The sequence below is a fragment of the Acinetobacter sp. Ac8 genome, assembly GCF_055392545.1.
On sequence record NZ_AP043689.1, the window covers coordinates 3269015 to 3289297 of the forward strand.

Consider the following 20283-nt stretch of genomic DNA (forward strand, 5'->3'; position numbering starts at 1 on the left):
TTGAGGGATCAACGATCAGTTCAAACTACTTTTTTTGATGAAAAGTAGCTTGAACCATGCTCATCCGCAAAACTCGTTAAATCACATCTTTTCATTTGATGCTTTGCAAATACATCATGTTATAAGGTCGTTCTGCCTCAAAGCACTACAGATGAAATTTGCATGGATGACATTTGCGTTTATCAAATTGAACACTGTCATTTAGCTTGATGACGTATCAAAAATACATCACGCATCCAATGCTTTGTCTAACTTGACTAAACAATCAGCGTTAATGTCTGCAATTGTTTTGGCGCCTGTCAAAGTCATTGCGACACGCATTTCTTTATCAATTAACTCAAGCAGATTAGAAACGCCTGCACCACCCGCTGCTCCTAATGCATAGACAAAAGCACGTCCGAGCATGCAGGTATCTGCGCCCAATGCCAGCATACGAACCACGTCCAAACCATTACGAATACCAGAGTCAGCAAGGATTTTAATATCCCCTTTGACGGCATCTGCAATTGGCGGAAGCGCACGCGCAGACGATAAGACACCATCTAACTGGCGACCACCATGGTTTGATACAACAATACCATCGGCACCGAAACGTACCGCATCTTTGGCATCTTCAGGATCAAGGATCCCCTTAATCACCATCGGGCCATCCCAAAATTCACGAATCCACTCAAGGTCTTTCCATGAAATAGACGGGTCAAAGTTACTGCCCAACCAACCGATATAATCTTCAAGTCCAGTCGGCTTTCCTAAGTATTTGGAAATATTACCTAAATCATGTGGACGCCCCAGCAAACCGACGTTCCAAGCCCAATGCGGATGGAAGCACGACTGCATATAACGACGCATCGCTGCATTTGGACCACTCATACCAGAATGCGCATCACGATAGCGCGCACCGGGTACAGGCATATCAACAGTAAACACCAAAGTTGAGCAACCGGCAGCTTTGGCTCGCTCTAAAGCATTTTTCATAAAGCCACGATCACGCAGCACATATAACTGAAACCACATTGGACGGTTAATTGCTGGTGCAACTTCTTCAATCGGACAAACAGATACAGTCGACAAGGTAAAAGGAATGCCCTTTTTATCTGCCGCCACAGCAGCTTGAACCTCACCACGACGTGCATACATCCCTGTTAATCCAACAGGAGACAATGCAACAGGCATAGATAAAGTTTCATCAAACAATTTTGTTTCTAGGCTTAGCTGAGACATGTCATTTAAAACACGTTGCCTTAAAGCGATTTTTGATAAATCTTCTACATTTCGTTTTAGTGTATATTCCGCATACGCACCACCATCAATATAATGAAAAAGAAATGGGGGTAAACGACGTCGCGCGGCTTCACGATAGTCATTCGCAGAAGAAATAATCATGCTCATATCCTGTTTAATCGGCTCGCACGCTGACGACGGGCTTCTTCCTCATCAATCATACGTACTTGCTGTACTACAAATTCTATATGTCCACAGACCGCATCTCTTGCAGCATCTGGATCATGACGTTCAATTGCATCCATCACTTTAAAATGCTGATCATGCAATTGATCAAATCGATGTGTTTCTGAGTACACTTTGCGTCTACCCAAGAGCACGTTAAACTGCAACAGATCAAAAACGCCCCGCATCATCTGTATCAACACTAAATTGTGCGATGCTTCAGCAATCGCCAAATGAAATTTAGCATCGGCAAGTGAAGCTTGCTCATCATCACCAATCGACTGAAAATATGAAATCTGATCATAATATTCGCGAATCTGAGCCAGATCTTTAGGTGTTGCACGTTGTGCCGCATACCAAGCTGAACCACCTTCAAGGATTGTTCGCGCCTCTTGCACATCAAAACGATATGCTGGGTCTTCATCAATCAAATTACTTAAAGATTCAACAATCTGGTTTTGCGACCAATTCACCGGGAATTGTTGTAAATATGTCCCCGCCCCGCCTTTGCTGACCAGCATTCCAGTACTGGTCAGTTGAGAAATCGCTTCTCTTAAAGAGGAACGGGATACGCCCAGTTGTTCACACAACTTTCGTTCAGCAGGTAAACGTTCTCCGACTTGCATGTTTTTTTCTTCAATTAACATACGAAGGCTTTGTACCACTTTGTCAGAGACTTTCATCTGCTTTCCTCATTCAGTGACGTTTTATGCTCATGGAATCATCCATGGGAACACATAAGCTTGTAGTGTAATAATAATACCGATCATTACAGTAAACGTTATACTGTGTTTAACCGTAAAACGGAACAGATCAGACTCTTTACCTACCAGCCCCACCGCCGCACATGCAATTGCAATCGACTGAGGAGAAATCATTTTCCCAGTGACACCACCACTGGTATTTGCAGCAACCAGTAATACTTCTGGGACACCAATTTGTTGCGCAGTCGTGGCTTGTAATGCCCCGAATAAAGCATTTGCAGAAGTATCCGAACCTGTAAGGAATACACCTAACCATCCTAAGAATGGAGAGAAGAATGTAAATGCTTGACCCGTATGTGCCAATGCCAAAGCCAAGGTTGCAGACATTCCTGAATAGTTAGCAATAAAAGCAAATGCCAACACCATACCAATCGAATAAATTGGAATTTTTAATTCATTAACGGTTTCAGCAAAAGTAACCACTGCTTCTTTTGGCTTCATTTTTAAGAAAATAATGGTAATGATTGCAGCAATAATAATTGCGGTACCCGTCGCTGAGAACCAATCAAATTTATAAATTGCATCATAGTCTTTTACTTCAGCAACAACAGGTGGCATCTTTTGAATCATTTGATGCAAATATGGCACTTTGATAGAAATCACTAAATCATGCAGCGCGCCATCTTTGGTAAATAAATCCTTAAATGGTTTTACACTCCAGATCGTAACCATCACAGTTAAAATCGCAAATGGTGACCACGCTTTGGCAATTTGAGCAAGGCTATATTTCTGCTGTTTCTGTTCAGCAAGATTTTCGCTCATGCTGTCATCTTCATTTGCAAAACGGAAGATATGCTTTGGCTGCCAATATTTTAATAAAATCGTTAATGAAACCAAAGACGCAATTGAAGCGGTAATATCGGGTAATTCTGGACCCACAAAGTTTGAAGTCAAATATTGTGCAAGCGCAAAAGAACCACCACCGACAATCACAGCAGGCCAAGTTTCTTTTACACCACGCCAACCATCCATAATTGCCATGATCCAGAACAGCACAATTGGAACCATAAATGGCAACTGACGTCCAACCATCTGACTGATTTCCATTGTTTCTACACCAGAAACCTGTCCAGCCACAATAATTGGAATCCCCATTGCACCAAATGCCACAGGTGCTGTATTCACAATCAAACATAGACCCGCCGCATAAAGTGGTTTAAAACCAAGCCCCACCAATAACGCAGCGGTAATCGCAACAGGTGCACCAAAGCCAGCCGCACCTTCCAAGAAAGTACCAAAAGCAAAACCAACAAAAAGCATTTGCAGACGTTGGTCTTCCGTAATCGACAAAATCGAAGAACGAATAATATCGAACTGCCCTGTTTTTACTGAAACTTTATATAGGAATACTGCGCCAATAATGATCCATGCAATTGGCCATAAACCATAAAAGAAACCATAGACCAATGATGCCAATGCCATCATCGTTGGCATTTGATAAGCAAATAATGAAACCAGTAAAGCCAATACAACTGTAATTGTCCCCGCAACACTTCCTTTCATGCGGAATACAGCAAGGGCTAAAAAGAAAAAGATAATCGGTATCAGCGCAATGGCACTGGATACCCAGATATTGCCCATCGGATCATAAATCTGTTGCCAATGTTGAAGCATTGTCATCTCCTTGAAATGCTTGCTAGAACGTGAAATATCATTGAATCATCCATTTATTTCTCAATAATTGGTATGACCAATTTAGTTTTAAATTAAAAAATTTTGCACTAACTGCCACTTAATATTAATTTTTGCTGATTTAAAGATCAATAGTTGGCACTCAATTAATTATTTTGGTATGACCAATAATGTAAGTATTTCAGTCGATTCACAGATCAATCCTTCAGATTTCAGGGCTTCAAATCGAACAACTCATTTGTTTTATATTATATTTTTTTAAATTAAACTAATTTTATACAACTTTAGTCGTATGCTATTCTTTCATACACTTTTTAGTAACACTGATTTAAGTTTATTATCGGGTTTAGAAATACTGCAAAACCAAAATTAGTCAGACCAATTTAAAAATAAGTTAAAATAAGCGTCAAGGCATCGCCTTAAACAAACAAATATCAAGTAAAAATAGAAAAAAACAGAAAGAAAAAAAGCAAAACCAATAAATGTTCACTGATTTTGCTTTTTACTTTAATTAAAAATTATATAAATTTAATCAACTATAAATTAATTCAACAATGTCCACTCATTGATTTAACGATGCTCACAACTCAATAAGCTTGCAGGTTTTTTCTTGATTTTAAGATTTAAAGAACTTGAAATAATTCCTGAACAAATAAACGCAGCACCGATAATAATGTTGATTGTAATCGGCTCATGCCAAAGCACATAACCAAAAAATAAACTTAGAATAGGAATACACATGATTGAAATAGACGCAACAAAGGTATCCACCTGACTCACAATCCAATTCCACAAGGCAAAGGCAAAACCTGTCCCAATCACAGCAATATAGAACAGGATTGAATCATTCAGTGGATTCATCCAAACTTTAACATCTACAGGTTCAAAAATTAAAGCGCCGATCAGAATCACCACCCCACCCATCAGCAATTGCCAACAGGTCAATTTGATTTTGTCATAAGTCGCAAAATTCTGTTTGATATACACTGTGGTTAAAGCCCAGAAGAAGCCAGACAAGATTAAGAAAGCTTGACCAATTAACGATAAATTCAAATGAATATGGTGTAATTGTGGCCAAAGAATCGCAATCAAGCCCAATGTGCCAAGAACCAACCCAATCATTTTTTGGCTATTTAAACGCTCATTTAAAATATAATGCGCCAATACACCAATAAAAATAGGCATAGTAAACACTAAAACCGCAGACAATCCTGAATCAACAAATTGCATGGCAAAGGTTTGTGTTGCATAAAAACCAATACAAATCATCAAACTTGAGATCATCAGTTTTTGCCATTCACCTTTTGCGGGTAAAACAGATTTTCTTAACAGTACTTGAACCAACATAAGGGTAAGCGCAGCTAAGATTAAACGCGTAGAAATAAATAAGAATGGCGGAAATATTTGCAAACTATGTTTGACCAATCCCCACAAAGATCCCCAGACGAGACACAATAATACAATTGCACCAATCACTCGAAGATTCATTTGCTGTACTCAACAGATGGAAAGTACATAGAGTATAGAAAATAAATGACATCATGAATAATGCTATGTTTTAATGTACACATCATTTTTTTTGATGCTAAAGCAGATACTTTAGTGTCAGCACGTATTCAATGCATTATTGAGGAATTGAAATGAATATCGATATGGGTGATATCAAATCATTTGTGACTGTTGCTGAACTAAAAAGCATTACAGCAGCAGCAAATAAACTCAATTATTTGCAATCGAATATGACTGCAAAAATAAAAAAGATTGAAAATCACTATAAACGTCAACTATTCATCCGAAAACCCAAAGGTGTTGAGCTGACCGAATCAGGAATGAACCTATATCAACAATATAAAAAAATGATCTTCACGTGGGAAGAAACAGAAAATAAAATCTATCAACAGGAAAAATATTTACGCTTTGGTACCAACACCAGTTTAGGCGGGATGCGTTTCTACCCATCTTTTAGTCAACTTTATGAAACCTACCCTGAGCTTTCAATCACCATGAAAACAGGTGCTACAGGCTATATTGAAGATGAAATTTTACGCGGAAACTTAGATATCGCTTATGTTCTAGGTCACCCAAAACAGAAAAATATTCAGTATATTCAAAAGGCAGATGATCAATTGGTGATTATTGGGAAAAATGTCATCAACCATGACAGCCTTGAAGACTGTCTCAATCATCAAAATATTTTACTTGCCTCAGAAGAATGCTGTTATGCAACCACTTTAGATCATATTTATACAGATTATCATTTAACCAAAGGTGAATTAACCCATATTTATGATCATGAAGCCTTAGTCAATTTCACTCAATTGGGTATGGGAATTTCAATGATTGCAAAGTCACTGATTAAAAAATTTAATATTCAATATTATCGAGAAACACCCGAACAATATCGAGATATTGGATTCTATCTGATTGCACGAAGTGAACATGTGTTTACCCCGATTGAAAAGCAGTTTATTGGTTTAAATGATCAGCTATGATCCCGAACAAATCAGATATATTGGATTAAATCTATACAGCCAATTTATCTTACTTTTAACATAGGTCAATCCGCAGCCTGCCATTTGGCCTTACGCACATTCAGCAAAATCAGCAGCCCTATACAAGTACCTATTGGAAATCCAATCAAGAATAAACATCCAATAATGGTAGACATCAATCTCCCTATTTCACTCCCCTTTTCAACTTCAATAGCGGTTTTATAATGTAAGTATGCCAAACCAAACAACACCGCAAAAGCAAATACTACACCTACAAAACTAGTGGAATTAAACCCCGAAGTTAGTGCACAGAAAATTAATATAAGCAACAAAATACCGTAAAAGCCAAACAAAGTATTATGCGTATAGTAGAGCGTTTTATTTAATTGCATAGGATTAAAAGTTTTTAATAATTAGAAAATTATATCAATTTATTAAATTTCACACCTCGTTAATTTGACTTTTCTTATAAGTTTTTACATGAGGTGCATAGGTCATTTAAGTAAATTCATTTCACTCTACAAATTGTTATTTTTTTCAATGTTAACCTTCAAATCCAATAAAACATTGATTGAAAAAGTGCTACAATACTGCGTTTATAAAATTCTCTTTGGCCACCCATGTATGTGGTGCCTCTTTCGAAATAGTTAGGACGAGCAATGACTGATAATGCAACGATCTTGCAGAATGTACCAGTAGGCAAAAAAGTGGGTATCGCCTTTTCTGGTGGTCTAGATACTTCAGCAGCTTTATTGTGGATGAAACAAAAAGGCGCAGAACCTTATGCTTATACAGCAAACTTAGGTCAACCTGATGAAGATGACTACGATGCAATTCCGCGTAAAGCTGAAAACTACGGTGCTGTAAAAGCCCGATTGGTTGACTGCCGCTTACAACTTGCATTGGAAGGTATTGCTGCAATTCAATGTGGTGCATTCCATATCAGCACCGGTGGTGTTCCTTATTTCAACACAACACCATTAGGTCGTGCAGTAACAGGTACAATGCTTGTTACAGCAATGAAAGAAGATGATGTTAATATTTGGGGTGATGGTTCAACCTATAAAGGGAACGATATTGAACGTTTCTATCGTTATGGTTTATTAACCAACCCTGCACTTAAAATTTACAAACCTTGGTTAGATCAGCAATTTATTGATGAATTAGGCGGTCGCGCTGAAATGTCACAATTCTTGATCGACAATGGTTTTGATTACAAAATGTCGAAAGAGAAAGCCTATTCAACAGATTCAAACATGTTGGGTGCAACTCACGAAGCGAAAGATCTTGAATACCTCAATGCAGGCATCAAAATCGTTGAGCCAATTATGGGCGTTGCGTTCTGGAAAGAAGGCGTAAAAGTTGAAGCTGAAGAAGTTTCTGTAACGTTTGAAGAAGGCTTTCCTGTTGCATTAAATGGCAAACGTATTGAAGACCCTGTTGAATTCATTCTTGAAGCCAATCGCATTGGTGGTCGTCATGGTCTAGGTATGTCTGACCAAATCGAAAACCGTATTATTGAAGCAAAATCTCGTGGCATCTATGAAGCTCCGGGAATGGCACTTCTTCATATTGCTTATGAACGTCTTGTAACTGGTATTCATAACGAAGACACTATTGAACAATATCGTATCAATGGTTTACGTCTAGGTCGTTTATTGTATCAAGGTCGTTGGTTCGATTCACAAGCATTGATGCTACGTGAAACAGCACAACGCTGGGTTGCTAAAGCAATTTCAGGTACTGTGACTTTAGAACTTCGTCGTGGTAATGACTACACGATTATGAACACTGAATCAGAGAACCTCACTTATGAAGCTGAGCGTTTAACCATGGAAAAAGGTGATTCAATGTTTAGTCCTGCTGACCGTATCGGCCAATTGACTATGCGTAATCTTGATATCACGGACACCCGTGCAAAACTTGGTATTTATACCAATACTGGTTTATTGGCTGTCGGTACAGGATCTGCGATCCCTCAGTTGAAAGACAAAAATAAATAATTTTTGATGAAAAACAAAACCGCCAAATCTGGCGGTTTTTTTAGCTTTAGCCTTAATGACTTTTCATTAAAGATTGCTTATCAAGACACTGCATTCTTCGTTTCAGGTTGCGATAAGTTTCGTTGCTCTAATTTTTGCTGTTGTTTTTGCAACTCAATCTTTTCAGCATGTTCTTGGCGAATTTGATCATATTCCCGTTTGGTTTCGGCATCACTTTTAGCCGCAAGAAAAGCCATTCCAACTAAAAACACTGGAAATAACAATGCTAATGTCGCAAAGATATAAAATTTTTTCGAACTTGTCTGTGACATAAATTCAAGGCTTTCAATAAATTTAACTGGGCTTGTTAATATAACAGAATAATCCCATCCAATACATTACTCACCTACAGCCATAGGATTACAATCCCCTATTTATTGAAAGCGAAAAACTTAAGTAAAAAGCATATCACCTTGTGATTTAGAAGCTTCAGCAATCACTTCCACCAATACTCTTCATCCATCAAATTATTGTTATATTGAGCTTATTCTCCAAACCGCTTTAATAGAATCCGCTTTAATAAAAACCAGTTGCCCATAAAACAAAAAAGGTCCAAGCAGATTTAAAATACAATTATCGATTCTTTGTTTGTTTATAAGCTTCTTGCGCTATAGCCAAACTTTTCTTTTTACCTTCAACAGTATCTGGAATCTCATTAGATGTTCCGTTTCCAGAGTGGCGTTGCAGATGTTGCTGCTGAGAATACTGATGCATTTCAGACTGAGTTTTTTGTTGTTGTATCGAAGTTTGGTTTGCAGTTCGTTGAGTTAATTTTTGTTGAAGTTGTTGCTGTGGATTTACTGTAGCAGTTCCAGCACAGGGTCTAGATTGGTAAGTTACCGAACCTTTTACCACACATTTGTGTACGTCTTTAGCAAATACATGATGAGAAATCCCTAAAGCTAAGATAACCAACAATACTTTTTTCACAACCAACACTCCATTTAAGTTTCAACAAAATATCAACAAATGATTTAAATTGCTATTTACACAGGAGTTTTCTTATTCACAGGAGTTTTCATCTACAATTAAGGTATAAATATGACTTTTTTTGCCAAGTTTTACAGCATTTTGTCATAGTTCAAAGCCTTGGCGTTTCAAGATTTAATTTGAAGGTTTTTAAGTGATTGCTGAACAATAAAACCATGAACCATAGAAACAGGCAGCATATAAATTTTCCCAAAAAGATTATATGTCACTACACTGGTACATATCGTTAATTCATTTCTAAGCTCATCATATTCTTCGATTTGTAAAACCAACAATACACTCAAATGTTTATCGGTTGACTGTAAAAAAAGCTCACGATCTGAGACTTTAACCACATCAAAAAAATCTGCTTTCCCACCGACTTGAAGCGGTTTAGTTGATTCACCAAAGCCTTGAATAGGTTGCACACCACCTAAATGCCGGCTTAAAAAATCTCTTAGCTTAAACGCAGCTCTCAACCAAACTGGCGGCTTACTGGTCATTAGATAATAGGCTTGAGTACTGGTAAGATTTTTATCAATATATTGCTTGGCTTCATGTAAAAAATTTAATTGATCAAGTGGAGCAACCAGTATTTTAGAATCTTTTTCTATGTTCATTCGATTAACTCCTTAAAATATAATTAATATTTTTTTAAATAGATACTCAAAACAGTCTACAGTAATCAGTTGTTGGTGCAATTACTCACAGCCTAAAGTTTAATAAATATACTTAGATTCTAGAATAAAATAGACAAACCATAAATAACAAAAAGGTCTGCACCTGGCAGACCTTTGATTATGTTGTGTTTAGATTAATTATCCATGTTATGAATGACTTAAAACAATATTAAAACACTATAAAACAATTGGTTATATCTCTTTAGTTGATTCAAAATAATTAATATGTACACCATTCTGTACACAAAGACTTTTTTAAATTAGGTTTTGGTGAAATTTTCATCACAAATAAAATAGTTTGGATTAGCTACCAACTAAACCAAACCATTTGGAATATAAAGTACTACCAATACTTTATATTGAATAGTCCTCTATCCGCTATTCACATATGATCAACTAAATAGAATCTTACTCTTAACAAGTTAATTCTATAGCAGAAGGTAATATTTTTCTATTTTATTTTCAGCTTGCGAAAATGCGCAAGTTAGCAATTTTTTGCTTTTTTGATAGTTTTTTATTCCAAAATTATTCCTGAGAAAATAAGCCCTCACTCAGAGGGCCATGCTTCAATCAATCTTTCTGCATCAGCTGCGTGTCCATCAGCTTTTTCTGCCACTGTTCGATATTCAGTAATGCAGTTTTCGAGTATGTCACTGTTGGCAATGGTGTACTCAACGATGGTTTCTTTGGTAGCACGGGGCAAGCGACTGTTTGCAACTTTGAGTTGTTTTGACAAGCTGTTAGCGCTGGACTGAGCAATATCAGCATCAGACTTAATCTGTTTAATTTTGGCATTATAGTTTTGCTCCGCTTTTAACTGTTGTTCAGACCATTGTTTCTCTTTGAGTGCTGAGGCTGCTTGGGCCTTTGCATTTTGAGCTTGCAGAACAATTTCAGCCTGTTTGTATTTTTCTATCTGCCCTGCTTTATGGTTCAACAAGGCAAGGCAAATTAGTAATAAAAAAGCGAGAAGACCGATTAAGATTTCTCGCCATTTTGAGATGATTAGGAATAGTGTCATTTTAAAAATAACTCCATTTCAGCTTTGCGACGTTTTACGAGTCCAGCCAAGACACGACCACCAGCCTTGTTCCATTTAGGAAATTCAGCCGCTGCGCCTTTATAGTCCTTTGCATTTAACTTTTTTAGCAAAGTAGATTTGCTAAGATTGCCTTCGCCTAAGTTATAAGTGAATGAGGCTAAAGCATCGAATTGGTTTTGATTAAGCGGTACTTTCACCAAGCGATTGATAGCATTTTCAAATACAACTAAGTCATTGCGAAGATATTCTTCCGCTTGAGATTCAGTGCATGTATCGCCTTTTTTTACACGAACACCATTCGGATATTTAATTGTGCCAAATCCAATGGTCCAAACTCCCACACCGTCGTCATAGGCTTTCAAACGTTTACCTTCAAAGCCTTTGATTAGATTGATTCCTGAGTTACTTGTTTTCATTGCTATCACCTTTCTTTTCTTGTTCAGAACTACCAAAATAAAATCCGCACGCTGTTGTCATCGCACCTGCAATAAAACCCAGTGCTGTGTTAATCAAATTGCTATTTTCCCGTGGCATATCCACAAAAAACAAAGCAATGATCAGAACAAACATCAACGCAACCAATGAGAAAGCTAGATAGGCTCTTGTGTTGTCATTATTCATCGTCCTGCTTCCTCTAGCCGAGAAACCTTCTCTTTTATCAAGGATTGATCTTGGCTCATCTGAATAATTGAAGATCCCACCCAAGCGCATAGAGAAAACACGACACCAGCAAAAATCCCGAGTAATACACGCAGCACAGAAAGCCCACCATCTTGAGAGGCTGTCCGATTTTCTAAATTGGCAACCTTGATATCCAATGTATCGATATCCTTTTTGTTTTGTTCGCTAGTTTCTTTGTGCGCTTCATTAATGAACGTCAGTCGTGTAACGTGATCTGACAACATGCGAATATCACTTTGAATTGAATCAATTTTCTTTTCAAATCTAATCCCATAGGATTCGTTTTCAGACATGTAACCCCCTATTTTTGGCAATAAAAAAGCACCCGGTTGGGTGCCTGTATTTGGTTAATTTCATACTTCTATCTGAACCACAGTGCCCTCTGGTGCAGATCTTTTGATTTCATTATTCGAGATAAATACTCGATCACCAGTTTTGTATTCAACTGAACTGGTGCACATCACTAACCCTGAATTATCAGAAACCAAGACTTTGTAATTGGGGTGATTTGATGAAGTGATTACACCAACGAATTCAGGATTCTGTGGCAACAAAGCTAAAAATCTTGTGTAAATATTACTCATTCACTGTCCTTTCAACACTTATTGATTGATTCACTGTTGAATAGGTAAAAGAAACACTTACTGAATCAACAATTCCCCACCACAGACCATTAAAAGCAACAACTTCACCTGGCACACATTCGCCTATTGTTTCAAATATTGGCAAATCAAAATCATGAAGTTCTACTCGAGCAGACTTTGATAATTTTGCTTTACCAAAACCACCCATACTGACAGCATTAAAAAGAGGATTACTAACGGGTTCTAATAAAACGTCTCCTGCAGTATCTCTTCTTTTAACTTGTCCAACATTGCCATTTCTAGGATTGGTTAATGTGATCGCATTAAAATTAAGAAACTCGTCATAACTTTCTGAATGTTTCAAAACCAAACTTTCAGGTATTAATCGGTCATAATCTAGGGTATGTAATTGCTCCCAGAATGCTTTTTTATAAAGTGGGCGAATTGAAAGTCTATTGTCTTTCTTTTCACTATAAATAAATCCACCGCCAGCTTCAGCAATTAGCTTAATTGCCTCTATTGGAGGAAGATTTGTATAGCTCAGACTCTCAGTTTCCACAATCCAACCAAGATCATCGATAAGCTGCCAATCTAAAACAGCATCACTGTTTACTCGATCTAATTCCGCTTGAACAAGTTGAACTGAAGATCGCTCATTTTCTTGTAGATAAGATCGAACAGGTGAATATTTTGATTCAAGCAATGCGGTCTGACTTCGACCAGTCAAGGTAAATGTAATCGTTGGAAATTGGCGACTGCGAGAATATTCCTCATACATCATGTGATGCACCGAACCATTGACCTTAATCTCTAAGATATCAAATTTTTCAATTTTCGAGATTTCAGTTTGAGGAACGGACAAGCTATAGGACCAACACCATTGGCTTCGATCAGTACTATAACTGCCACTAATAACTTTGATTTCTTCCCCAGTTCGAAGATTGAATACAGATATATTGTTCACGATGTACCACCATTTTTTATTTTCAACTTGAGGAAGTGAAGGTTTGAGTTTGCAATGATCAACATCAAAATTGAGTAGTAGATTGCTTCGCCTCACATTTGATCTTTTGCAACAAAAGTTTAGATTAAACTTTTTGCTCTTCGTATCAGGATTTTCAGGTTTTGGCCAAGGATCAATTTTAGATTTTCGATAGTAAATAGAACTTGCAATCTCCCAATTCAATGCGTATTGAGAAATAATCTCTAAGCCATCATCCCAATGAAAGCGATATACAGAAGCAATTTTTTGTGCAACCTCATGAGAGAATGTTAGATTTTTACGCTTTCTAACAAGATCTACCCATTGCTCATCAATATTTACTTTTAAACTAATAGCTTGTTCTTGGAAAAAACTAAGATTGTGATGTCTTTTTTCTGTTTCATCCCAAGCTGTATTTAATGAATTAAGTATTTTATAGGTTTCGTTAAATTTGGTCTTAAGTGCAGTATTTATCGAAATACCACGCTCAAAATTAAAATTTCTTGAAGAACTTATCTCAATACTTGAATCATAAGAAAATGCTGAACTTAATGCCTTTAATACTGGTTTTGAGAACCTAACCTTTTCATTAAGTAAGATCGCTGAAGCAGCAAAATAATCGGTTTTAAGCTCTCTAAAGACACCAACATTAAAATTAATATCAAAGCGAGCTGAAACATTTGCATTAAAATGAGTATTGATTTCTGAATTTATACTGCAAAACTGACTTATTTTTACAGCTTCAACATTCGAAGAAAATGAAGTAAAAATTAATGAATTCAGTTGAGCGAACTGACCATTTTGAGCCAATATTTCAGCAACTAAGCTGGTACTTAAAACAGATTTTAATTGATTTAAATTATCTACATGGGTGAATAGAATTGATGAGAATGATGTATTAATAACTGCATTCAATTCAGCATTATTAAGTTCATTTTCTCCAAATTCTAAATTATTTGTCCCAGTATTTTGCTTTGAGAAATTCAGTGCGACATTGGTTTTTCTCGGCGGTTGGTACTTAGACACATGTCCACCTCTTTATGCAGGTAATGGCGTTGGCTTTAAAATTATAGAATTTAACATCAGTGTTGATCCCTCGATTAAATTCGGTTCCGCTATCGTTATATCAGCTCCCACTGAAAAGTCCGTAACTGCAACACCAGCACCGTTATAAAGTCTAGCCCATATTGCTGTTCCATTTTTTACCACAAGTGCCGCATCGGTCTGATTTAACTCTATGCTATCTGCATTTATCTTTTTAAAGCATGGTTTTGGAAGTGACAGAGTAACGAGCCTTTTGCTTTCATCAGCAGCTATTGAAACATTTACTGGTTTAGCGTCACTATAAAAAACAAAGGTAGCAAATGCGCTACCTTGATCTAAATATTCAGTAATTGCTTTAAGCTGAATTAACCCAACTTCAATCGATGTAAAATTCATTGAATATTATCCTCTGCTGCTAAGTTGAATTCATCTTCAGGATCAATAGCTACTACATAATTTGCAGAATTAATTGATCCAAAAAGAATATATGAACCATCATTTTTAGAGGTTGATTGACTTAGCATATCTCCATATTTTCTTGAATATGCTCTAACAGTACAGATGATTGGCACCCCTTTTTTGGTCACTATCCCTTTAATTAATAAGTCACCACCTTTTGAGGTGCAATATTTGATTGCCCTATTAATTATCATTAATAATCCCCTAGATTGAATGCAAGCGCGGTTTTAAGGATTGCTGGAGAACCCCCGCCTACATTTGTTGCAGTTCTAACAAAAAGATAGGGTATGTTTGTGTCAGTTACTATTTTTATTTCTTGATCATTGCTTGAATCATGTAAAACTGACTTTGCCAAATCAACAACGCCACATAAATATCCTGAACCGTCCTTAGCAAATATATCCATAAAAACATCCCCGTCTTGAGTGTCTTGCGTGACAGCTCCAGAATAACCACTAAATGTGGCAAATCCTCCTATTTGAGTGGTTAGAACTGTGTTGGAAATAGTGTTTTTAATATTTTTTAGAAACGCAAATCCTGCGTATGTTGAGTTTAATAATGGATTGTCATGATATTGCCCTGTAGATACGCCACCGCCATTATTGTTAGCTACAAGTACAGGTATGCATATATCTTTTTTACGAAACAGAGCAAATCCGTACGGTATTTTATTAAAACTAGCAGTTGATGTCGGAGTTAGTGCAGGCAATATAAAGAATGATGTCTTATCCCCTACAAGTACCCAAGATCTATTGCCGTCAATGGGTGTGGTCAATTCAGCGCTAAAGCTAGAGGCACTCGTGCCGCGCGCATAATGCCATTTAAACCAACCAACACTTGCACTTGATCCGCTTCCTGTTCCAACCCAGTTTTTTGTCGGATTTGCAGAGTTAAATGGCGCTTGGTTCCCGCTAAAATCATCTATCCCACTACATGAATCAAGTATGCCAACTTTTGCAAACTTGGCATAAGAATCTGTATAAACTGGATCTCGACTATTATCCACACGCAAGAAATACGGATTTACAGTTTTGTCTTTTGCTTGATATACACCCTTCTGTGTTCCAGAAAATGCTTTAGTCCAACCCAATGATGCTAATCTTGCTGAAATCGTTCCTGTGACTGTCTGATTTGGCAAATTAACAATAAATTCAATTTTGTTAGAAGTTATTCCAAGAATTTTGAACTCTTTATTTAACTCAGGGATTGATGATTGGCTAAATTCGACAACCTGGAATTGCTTAAAATTATGATTTGAACCAAATGTTGCAGTTCCTACTCCATCTTGAATAACTAAACTTGAGACTATTTGTGAGCCAAAGCCATTTACAAGACAGGCATCAAGTACATCAATTAAACAGCCCCAGGTATTTGTTAATTGCGGGGCGTTTGTATTATCAAAACTAAACCATTTAATATCTGTATTTGCCATTATATTGAGTCCATAAAAAAGACCGCTTTTGCGGTCTTTGTAAAATATGCTTAGATCACTCGATCAATATCACCACGTAACATGATCTGAAACTGATCTGTTAATTCAGTAGGTTCTGATTGCTTCACTGTACGTATCACCCAAACTGGAAACATTGCAGCATGGGTATCAAAAAACACCACATTGTTATTAACCCAGCCTGAGCCCCATCCTTCTTTTTTAATTTTGAAGTAAGGAATACCTGTTACTGGGTTCATTGGCTCACAATCTGTATTAATATTTGCTGTGCCAATTTGTCCAGAATATTGTCCAATAATTCGGAAATTCGTATTGTCTGTAAATACCAATGCCCAACGCTCTTGTATAGCTCCCTTATTGGTTATGGCAATAGGGTAAAGCGCATCGTTATAACGAGCTGAAATCGGCGCACCTGTAGGCTCTTCTACCCACACATTACCCCACGTTCCCTGCGAAAACATATTTGAATAACGTGCTTGCATGTCACCAATAACCAATGCAGAACCAACGATTGTATTTTCAGCGCTGTAATTGTGAGTTAATGGCTTGGTGAAAGTTACTTGTCCACTGATCTGTACATCTCTAATTAACCCCATGTCTTGATAGCGATATTTAATATTTAAAGGTGGTATTAGCGAGTTTAGGGCGAAATCACCGCTTAAAGTGACCTCACCATAGTCGTAATTCACCACATACATATCAAAAGGAACCTTCACGCCTTTACTATCTTGAAGTTCACACCAAGAAATACGCTTGTCATCTAAAATATAGGTTTTGCCCGCAATATGATCAGGCATCACTATAGATTTGGCTGCACTGACAATTCCAATATCACCAACGCGGAAAATAGGCACACGACCATTCGGCGGTAAGCGTGTTGCAGACAATCCTAAAATCGAAGCATCAAGCGGAATGTAGGTATAGGAGATGGCATTATATTTAACAGTATCGGGAACAACCCACACGGGTATGTTGATATATTTTTTATTTGACTCATCATATTCTAAAAGAACGTCATACCACTCTTTTGCTTCAATTTCGGGCCTATTTGTCTCAGTGATTTCTGTTTTTGTATAAAAGTATATATCTACAAATCCAGTTTCATAATTCACAGAACCATGGGCTTTTGATGTTTCAACTTTTCCTTGCTCATCAAACTGCAAATTTAAAGCACCAAATTCAACAGTACTCAAAACTACTGTAACCGAAGACGGTCGAACAGGGATAACCGGAATTCTAAAGCTGATGTGATTAATTTCAATTGCATCTGTAGTTGTTGCTAAAGACTGTAGAGAAATCGTACTTTCAGTTGAAGGTGTCCAAGAATCAATCTCAACCATACCCGTTCCATAATTCACAGAACCTGCAGTAATGCCAGTATTTGTAGAGTTATTGATATTTCTATAGATTATTCCATTTCGATCAAGATAAACATCACTTCCTAGCTTAAATCGCACTGAATTAGTCAGTACTAGTTCGCTAAACTGAGGTGTTAAGTCAATTTTAAGTTTATCCGCAGTCACCTGTTTGACATTCGGACTTATATCGGGAGAATCACGATATTTAATATTAATGTTAGTTGGGAAATAAGGTCTTAATTTCTTCTTTTCAGAAGCTATTGATTCAGTCTGCGGTGAATAAAAACTCATGATTAATTACTCACAAATACTTGAGGTGTATAATTTTTTTGATACACCATAACTTCTAAATATGGCTTTATCACGACAGCACCTGAGCTGTAATTAATTGTTCCGTGAATATTGCCTAACTTGTCGTATAAGTTACCAACGGTGTTGTCAACCTTAGAATCTGTCAGGACCAATTCAGTTAAATTCTGGTTAAGCTGATCTTGTAATTCCATTTTTAATTCAATACTACCTGGTTGAAGTGCATTACCCGTTCCCACATTAAAACTTAACTCTTGCTCAACTGTAGGTGTGATTATTGCGTTTTGATTTAATGGAAAACCCGTGTTGTAGTTAATCGTAAAGACTGTGCCTTTTTGGGGTAAAATTTTTGGTATAAACTTACCAACACCAGTTGCATAGTTTATTGATCCTGTTGCATCTCCATTAAACTTTCCTTGAGCATTGCTTGTAGCAGTTTTCTCAATGTCACCGACATTCCACTTCACGACAACACTATTTGCTGCAACAGCCTCTCCCAACTGTAACTCGAATGAAGGGCTTTCAAGAGTTAGATTTGAACGTACAAAAGTTGAGATTGGCGTACACCACAAAACGAGAATGTTGCTTCCAACATCGGCTAATTCACCTGTTGTCAAAAGCCAAGATCCAGTTTCGTAATTTATTGAACCTGAGCCGATAGATGTTGAACCTGCTTTGAGTTGGCCTGAACCATCATCTTTAAGTTCATAAAACTTACCTTTCACCATGAATGACACAGAAACACTGCCTGATGCAGGTGGAGGAATTAAAACTCCCGTCCAATTTGATCCTTGATTATTTTGTGTCACTTGAATCGATTGGCTTTGGGTGTTTTGTAAAGGTGTCGAAGCTGGTTTAAATGCAATGTTTAAAGTCGTATTCCCTGAACCTGCAGCTGTAGTCCATTGAATCAAGCCTTTTTGATAATCGATCGTTCCCACTTGACTGCCAGCATTGGTTTTCAACAATCCTCCACTATCATTTACTTGTTGATTAAACAAAGCGAAACTGAGACTAGAAGGCATGACACTTGAGCCTAAGTAAAAATTTTGAGATGTTGAAATAACAACTTGATAACTTGTCGTTACAACACCATCATTACCTGGAACTAGAGTCGTCTTCTCACCTGCAGCATTTACATCAATGATCGCTGTTTCACTTTGAGCGCTAGGGATAATCTGAGTAAAAACATCTTTTACATTGACTGTAAACTCGCCCAGTTGAGCATCTTCAGTAGCTTGAGTTGATGAATAATATTTCCCTGTATCTGCAACCAAAGTTTCACGAATGATAGTTGTTGGCTTTTCTCCTGCATACCAACTTTTTGCTGACAAGCCTACAAAGTCAATTTCTAATGGATCACTGATACTATATGTGGCAATCTTGTATTCAATTTCTTTTTGATCAACCACAATCTTGGATATCCGTGTTTCAACTTTAAGGATTCGTACATATTGCTCATGCGTATTTACCTTCCCTTCATTAGAAACTAATACAATCGCATCACCGACATTACTTTCGATTTCACTGGTAAACATACAGACTTGAATCTGTTTCATACCCTGCCAAAGCGTGTCGAGTGGTGTACCAGCAATTTGCCCACCTTTGGCAAGATATGACTCAACTCGATTTTGTGCAGATTTACGTTGATCTGTATAATTTCCAGTGCTAAATAAAAGTGCTGAAACAGCAGGATCTTTGGGGTTCTCAGATATAAATACGGTTGATCCCATTAATAAATCAGTATCAATTGTTGTTACCGCAGGAAATATCTTTCGCATTGATACATCGCCAAGGCTTCGATCTAATTCTGAAATGTCATTGAACAAGTTGTTACTCTGTCCATCAATGATGACTTGCCCATTGTATTTACCGCCCCCGTCATCATTATCACTTAAGCGCTCAGATTCATATAAAACTAAATCTTTAGTTTCAATTGGCATCGTTTATCTCCAAAAATCTTAGTGTCACGTTATATTCGTCATCTTCAGAAACAGTCGGATGCTCAAGCACAGGATTTGCTTCTATTGCTTTATCTTGATGATTAAAAACTACGTTAAACGTGCGCTTGTCATGATAATAGTTAAATTGAAGTTCAAATTTTTCTTGAAGAATTGACCAATCTTTTAACTTGCTAACAATATGCCTTTTTACCCATGCCATGTTTTTATCAGCTGTCAAAGTAATCAGACGACCCGATTTCTTTTTACCTTCCTGAATAATCAAAGCTCCATCTACTGCGTGATCTTGTTTCTGCTCAATCTGATTCCAATCAAATTCATCAGACCATAAAAAACCGTCTGATAAGGTGACGGTTTCTTTTGTTGATATTCGTTTTAATTTCATGTT

22 protein-coding genes are annotated in these 20283 nt (G+C 37.1%); 2 read left to right on the forward strand and 20 right to left on the reverse strand.

Translation table 11 applies throughout. From position 1 onward, the window contains the following. Positions 1 to 228: 228 nt before the first annotated feature. From lldD to ACZ5QH_RS15510, 4 genes are all read right to left on the reverse strand, one after another. Positions 229 to 1383 carry an FMN-dependent L-lactate dehydrogenase LldD gene (lldD, locus tag ACZ5QH_RS15495; protein WP_096734727.1) on the reverse strand — a complete coding sequence of 385 codons (1155 nt, stop codon included), beginning with the start codon at positions 1381 to 1383 and terminating at the stop codon, positions 229 to 231. Between the two features lie 2 nt (positions 1384 to 1385). Further along, positions 1386 to 2129, reverse strand: coding sequence for a transcriptional regulator LldR (lldR, locus tag ACZ5QH_RS15500; protein WP_034618110.1), 744 nt, complete (start codon positions 2127 to 2129; stop codon positions 1386 to 1388). Between the two features lie 30 nt (positions 2130 to 2159). Continuing rightward, on the reverse strand, positions 2160 to 3830 hold the full coding sequence (gene lldP, locus ACZ5QH_RS15505) for an L-lactate permease (protein ID WP_171066882.1): 1671 nt from the start codon (positions 3828 to 3830) through the stop codon (positions 2160 to 2162). Between the two features lie 582 nt (positions 3831 to 4412). After that, complete coding sequence (locus ACZ5QH_RS15510; protein ID WP_303576237.1) at positions 4413 to 5330, reverse strand: DMT family transporter; 918 nt, start codon at positions 5328 to 5330, stop codon at positions 4413 to 4415. 152 nt (positions 5331 to 5482) lie between these two features. Here ACZ5QH_RS15510 and ACZ5QH_RS15515 point away from each other — a divergent pair, with 152 nt between their 5' ends. Beyond that, a complete protein-coding gene (locus ACZ5QH_RS15515) occupies positions 5483 to 6334 on the forward strand; it encodes a LysR family transcriptional regulator (protein WP_004724903.1) in 852 nt (283 codons plus the stop codon). 65 nt (positions 6335 to 6399) lie between these two features. Here ACZ5QH_RS15515 and ACZ5QH_RS15520 read toward each other — a convergent pair whose 3' ends face one another. Continuing rightward, entirely contained in the window at positions 6400 to 6726 is a 327-nt protein-coding gene (locus tag ACZ5QH_RS15520; protein ID WP_303576238.1) for a hypothetical protein, read from the reverse strand. Between the two features lie 267 nt (positions 6727 to 6993). Here ACZ5QH_RS15520 and argG point away from each other — a divergent pair, with 267 nt between their 5' ends. Then, on the forward strand, positions 6994 to 8337 hold the full coding sequence (gene argG / locus ACZ5QH_RS15525) for an argininosuccinate synthase (protein ID WP_303576239.1): 1344 nt from the start codon (positions 6994 to 6996) through the stop codon (positions 8335 to 8337). An 80-nt stretch (positions 8338 to 8417) separates the two neighbouring features. Here the strand turns inward: argG and ACZ5QH_RS15530 are convergent, their stop codons facing one another. The 15 genes from ACZ5QH_RS15530 to ACZ5QH_RS15600 form a co-directional block, all read right to left on the reverse strand. Then, on the reverse strand, positions 8418 to 8648 hold the full coding sequence (locus tag ACZ5QH_RS15530) for a hypothetical protein (protein ID WP_004823058.1): 231 nt from the start codon (positions 8646 to 8648) through the stop codon (positions 8418 to 8420). Positions 8649 to 8949: 301 nt separating this feature from the next. After that, the gene (locus ACZ5QH_RS15535; RefSeq protein ID WP_034616240.1) at positions 8950 to 9306 is read right to left on the reverse strand and encodes a hypothetical protein; all 357 of its coding nucleotides are present in this window, start codon (positions 9304 to 9306) and stop codon (positions 8950 to 8952) included. Between the two features lie 167 nt (positions 9307 to 9473). Continuing rightward, positions 9474 to 9965, reverse strand: a complete 492-nt coding sequence (locus ACZ5QH_RS15540) for a DUF2867 domain-containing protein (protein WP_303576240.1) — start codon at positions 9963 to 9965, stop codon at positions 9474 to 9476. Between the two features lie 607 nt (positions 9966 to 10572). After that, positions 10573 to 11046 carry a hypothetical protein gene (locus ACZ5QH_RS15545; protein ID WP_464016717.1) on the reverse strand — a complete coding sequence of 158 codons (474 nt, stop codon included), beginning with the start codon at positions 11044 to 11046 and terminating at the stop codon, positions 10573 to 10575. Further along, entirely contained in the window at positions 11043 to 11483 is a 441-nt protein-coding gene (locus tag ACZ5QH_RS15550; protein WP_464016718.1) for a lysozyme, read from the reverse strand. Before ACZ5QH_RS15550 ends, ACZ5QH_RS15545 begins: the two co-directional genes overlap by 4 nt. Then, entirely contained in the window at positions 11470 to 11688 is a 219-nt protein-coding gene (locus ACZ5QH_RS15555; RefSeq protein ID WP_004724917.1) for a hypothetical protein, read from the reverse strand. The genes ACZ5QH_RS15550 and ACZ5QH_RS15555 overlap by 14 nt, the downstream gene beginning before the upstream one ends. Beyond that, positions 11685 to 12041 (reverse strand): hypothetical protein, encoded by a 357-nt coding sequence (locus tag ACZ5QH_RS15560; RefSeq protein WP_034698412.1) that lies wholly within the window; start codon positions 12039 to 12041, stop codon positions 11685 to 11687. The genes ACZ5QH_RS15555 and ACZ5QH_RS15560 overlap by 4 nt, the downstream gene beginning before the upstream one ends. A 60-nt stretch (positions 12042 to 12101) precedes the next feature. Beyond that, positions 12102 to 12332 carry a hypothetical protein gene (locus tag ACZ5QH_RS15565; RefSeq protein ID WP_244015816.1) on the reverse strand — a complete coding sequence of 77 codons (231 nt, stop codon included), beginning with the start codon at positions 12330 to 12332 and terminating at the stop codon, positions 12102 to 12104. Next, positions 12325 to 14124, reverse strand: a complete 1800-nt coding sequence (locus ACZ5QH_RS15570; RefSeq protein WP_464016719.1) for a hypothetical protein — start codon at positions 14122 to 14124, stop codon at positions 12325 to 12327. Before ACZ5QH_RS15570 ends, ACZ5QH_RS15565 begins: the two co-directional genes overlap by 8 nt. A gap of 228 nt (positions 14125 to 14352) precedes the next feature. After that, positions 14353 to 14754 carry a hypothetical protein gene (locus tag ACZ5QH_RS15575; RefSeq protein ID WP_464016720.1) on the reverse strand — a complete coding sequence of 134 codons (402 nt, stop codon included), beginning with the start codon at positions 14752 to 14754 and terminating at the stop codon, positions 14353 to 14355. Next, complete coding sequence (locus ACZ5QH_RS15580) at positions 14751 to 15011, reverse strand: hypothetical protein (protein ID WP_464016721.1); 261 nt, start codon at positions 15009 to 15011, stop codon at positions 14751 to 14753. Before ACZ5QH_RS15580 ends, ACZ5QH_RS15575 begins: the two co-directional genes overlap by 4 nt. Continuing rightward, positions 15011 to 16249 carry a hypothetical protein gene (locus tag ACZ5QH_RS15585; protein WP_464016722.1) on the reverse strand — a complete coding sequence of 413 codons (1239 nt, stop codon included), beginning with the start codon at positions 16247 to 16249 and terminating at the stop codon, positions 15011 to 15013. Before ACZ5QH_RS15585 ends, ACZ5QH_RS15580 begins: the two co-directional genes overlap by 1 nt. 50 nt (positions 16250 to 16299) lie before the next feature. After that, a complete protein-coding gene (locus ACZ5QH_RS15590) occupies positions 16300 to 17916 on the reverse strand; it encodes a hypothetical protein (protein ID WP_464016723.1) in 1617 nt (538 codons plus the stop codon). A 2-nt stretch (positions 17917 to 17918) separates the two neighbouring features. After that, positions 17919 to 19877: a hypothetical protein gene (locus ACZ5QH_RS15595; protein ID WP_464016724.1), complete on the reverse strand. Its 1959-nt coding sequence runs from the start codon at positions 19875 to 19877 to the stop codon at positions 17919 to 17921. Then, a complete protein-coding gene (locus ACZ5QH_RS15600; RefSeq protein ID WP_464016725.1) occupies positions 19867 to 20280 on the reverse strand; it encodes a hypothetical protein in 414 nt (137 codons plus the stop codon). The genes ACZ5QH_RS15595 and ACZ5QH_RS15600 overlap by 11 nt, the downstream gene beginning before the upstream one ends. Between the last annotated feature and the right edge of the window lie 3 nt (positions 20281 to 20283).

Bases quoted from the DNA above. Each gene is read 5' to 3' on its own strand.
- lldD (WP_096734727.1), bottom strand. From the start codon at position 1,383: ATGATTATTTCTTCTGCGAATGACTATCGTGAAGCCGCGCGACGTCGT.
- lldR (WP_034618110.1), bottom strand. From the start codon at position 2,129: ATGAAAGTCTCTGACAAAGTGGTACAAAGCCTTCGTATGTTAATTGAA.
- lldP (WP_171066882.1), bottom strand. From the start codon at position 3,830: ATGACAATGCTTCAACATTGGCAACAGATTTATGATCCGATGGGCAAT.
- ACZ5QH_RS15510 (WP_303576237.1), bottom strand. From the start codon at position 5,330: ATGAATCTTCGAGTGATTGGTGCAATTGTATTATTGTGTCTCGTCTGG.
- ACZ5QH_RS15515 (WP_004724903.1), top strand. From the start codon at position 5,483: ATGAATATCGATATGGGTGATATCAAATCATTTGTGACTGTTGCTGAA.
- ACZ5QH_RS15520 (WP_303576238.1), bottom strand. From the start codon at position 6,726: ATGCAATTAAATAAAACGCTCTACTATACGCATAATACTTTGTTTGGC.
- argG (WP_303576239.1), top strand. From the start codon at position 6,994: ATGACTGATAATGCAACGATCTTGCAGAATGTACCAGTAGGCAAAAAA.
- ACZ5QH_RS15530 (WP_004823058.1), bottom strand. From the start codon at position 8,648: ATGTCACAGACAAGTTCGAAAAAATTTTATATCTTTGCGACATTAGCA.
- ACZ5QH_RS15540 (WP_303576240.1), bottom strand. From the start codon at position 9,965: ATGAACATAGAAAAAGATTCTAAAATACTGGTTGCTCCACTTGATCAA.
- ACZ5QH_RS15545 (WP_464016717.1), bottom strand. From the start codon at position 11,046: ATGACACTATTCCTAATCATCTCAAAATGGCGAGAAATCTTAATCGGT.
- ACZ5QH_RS15550 (WP_464016718.1), bottom strand. From the start codon at position 11,483: ATGAAAACAAGTAACTCAGGAATCAATCTAATCAAAGGCTTTGAAGGT.
- ACZ5QH_RS15555 (WP_004724917.1), bottom strand. From the start codon at position 11,688: ATGAATAATGACAACACAAGAGCCTATCTAGCTTTCTCATTGGTTGCG.
- ACZ5QH_RS15560 (WP_034698412.1), bottom strand. From the start codon at position 12,041: ATGTCTGAAAACGAATCCTATGGGATTAGATTTGAAAAGAAAATTGAT.
- ACZ5QH_RS15565 (WP_244015816.1), bottom strand. From the start codon at position 12,332: ATGAGTAATATTTACACAAGATTTTTAGCTTTGTTGCCACAGAATCCT.
- ACZ5QH_RS15575 (WP_464016720.1), bottom strand. From the start codon at position 14,754: ATGAATTTTACATCGATTGAAGTTGGGTTAATTCAGCTTAAAGCAATT.
- ACZ5QH_RS15580 (WP_464016721.1), bottom strand. From the start codon at position 15,011: ATGATAATTAATAGGGCAATCAAATATTGCACCTCAAAAGGTGGTGAC.
- ACZ5QH_RS15585 (WP_464016722.1), bottom strand. From the start codon at position 16,249: ATGGCAAATACAGATATTAAATGGTTTAGTTTTGATAATACAAACGCC.
- ACZ5QH_RS15590 (WP_464016723.1), bottom strand. From the start codon at position 17,916: ATGAGTTTTTATTCACCGCAGACTGAATCAATAGCTTCTGAAAAGAAG.
- ACZ5QH_RS15595 (WP_464016724.1), bottom strand. From the start codon at position 19,877: ATGCCAATTGAAACTAAAGATTTAGTTTTATATGAATCTGAGCGCTTA.
- ACZ5QH_RS15600 (WP_464016725.1), bottom strand. From the start codon at position 20,280: ATGAAATTAAAACGAATATCAACAAAAGAAACCGTCACCTTATCAGAC.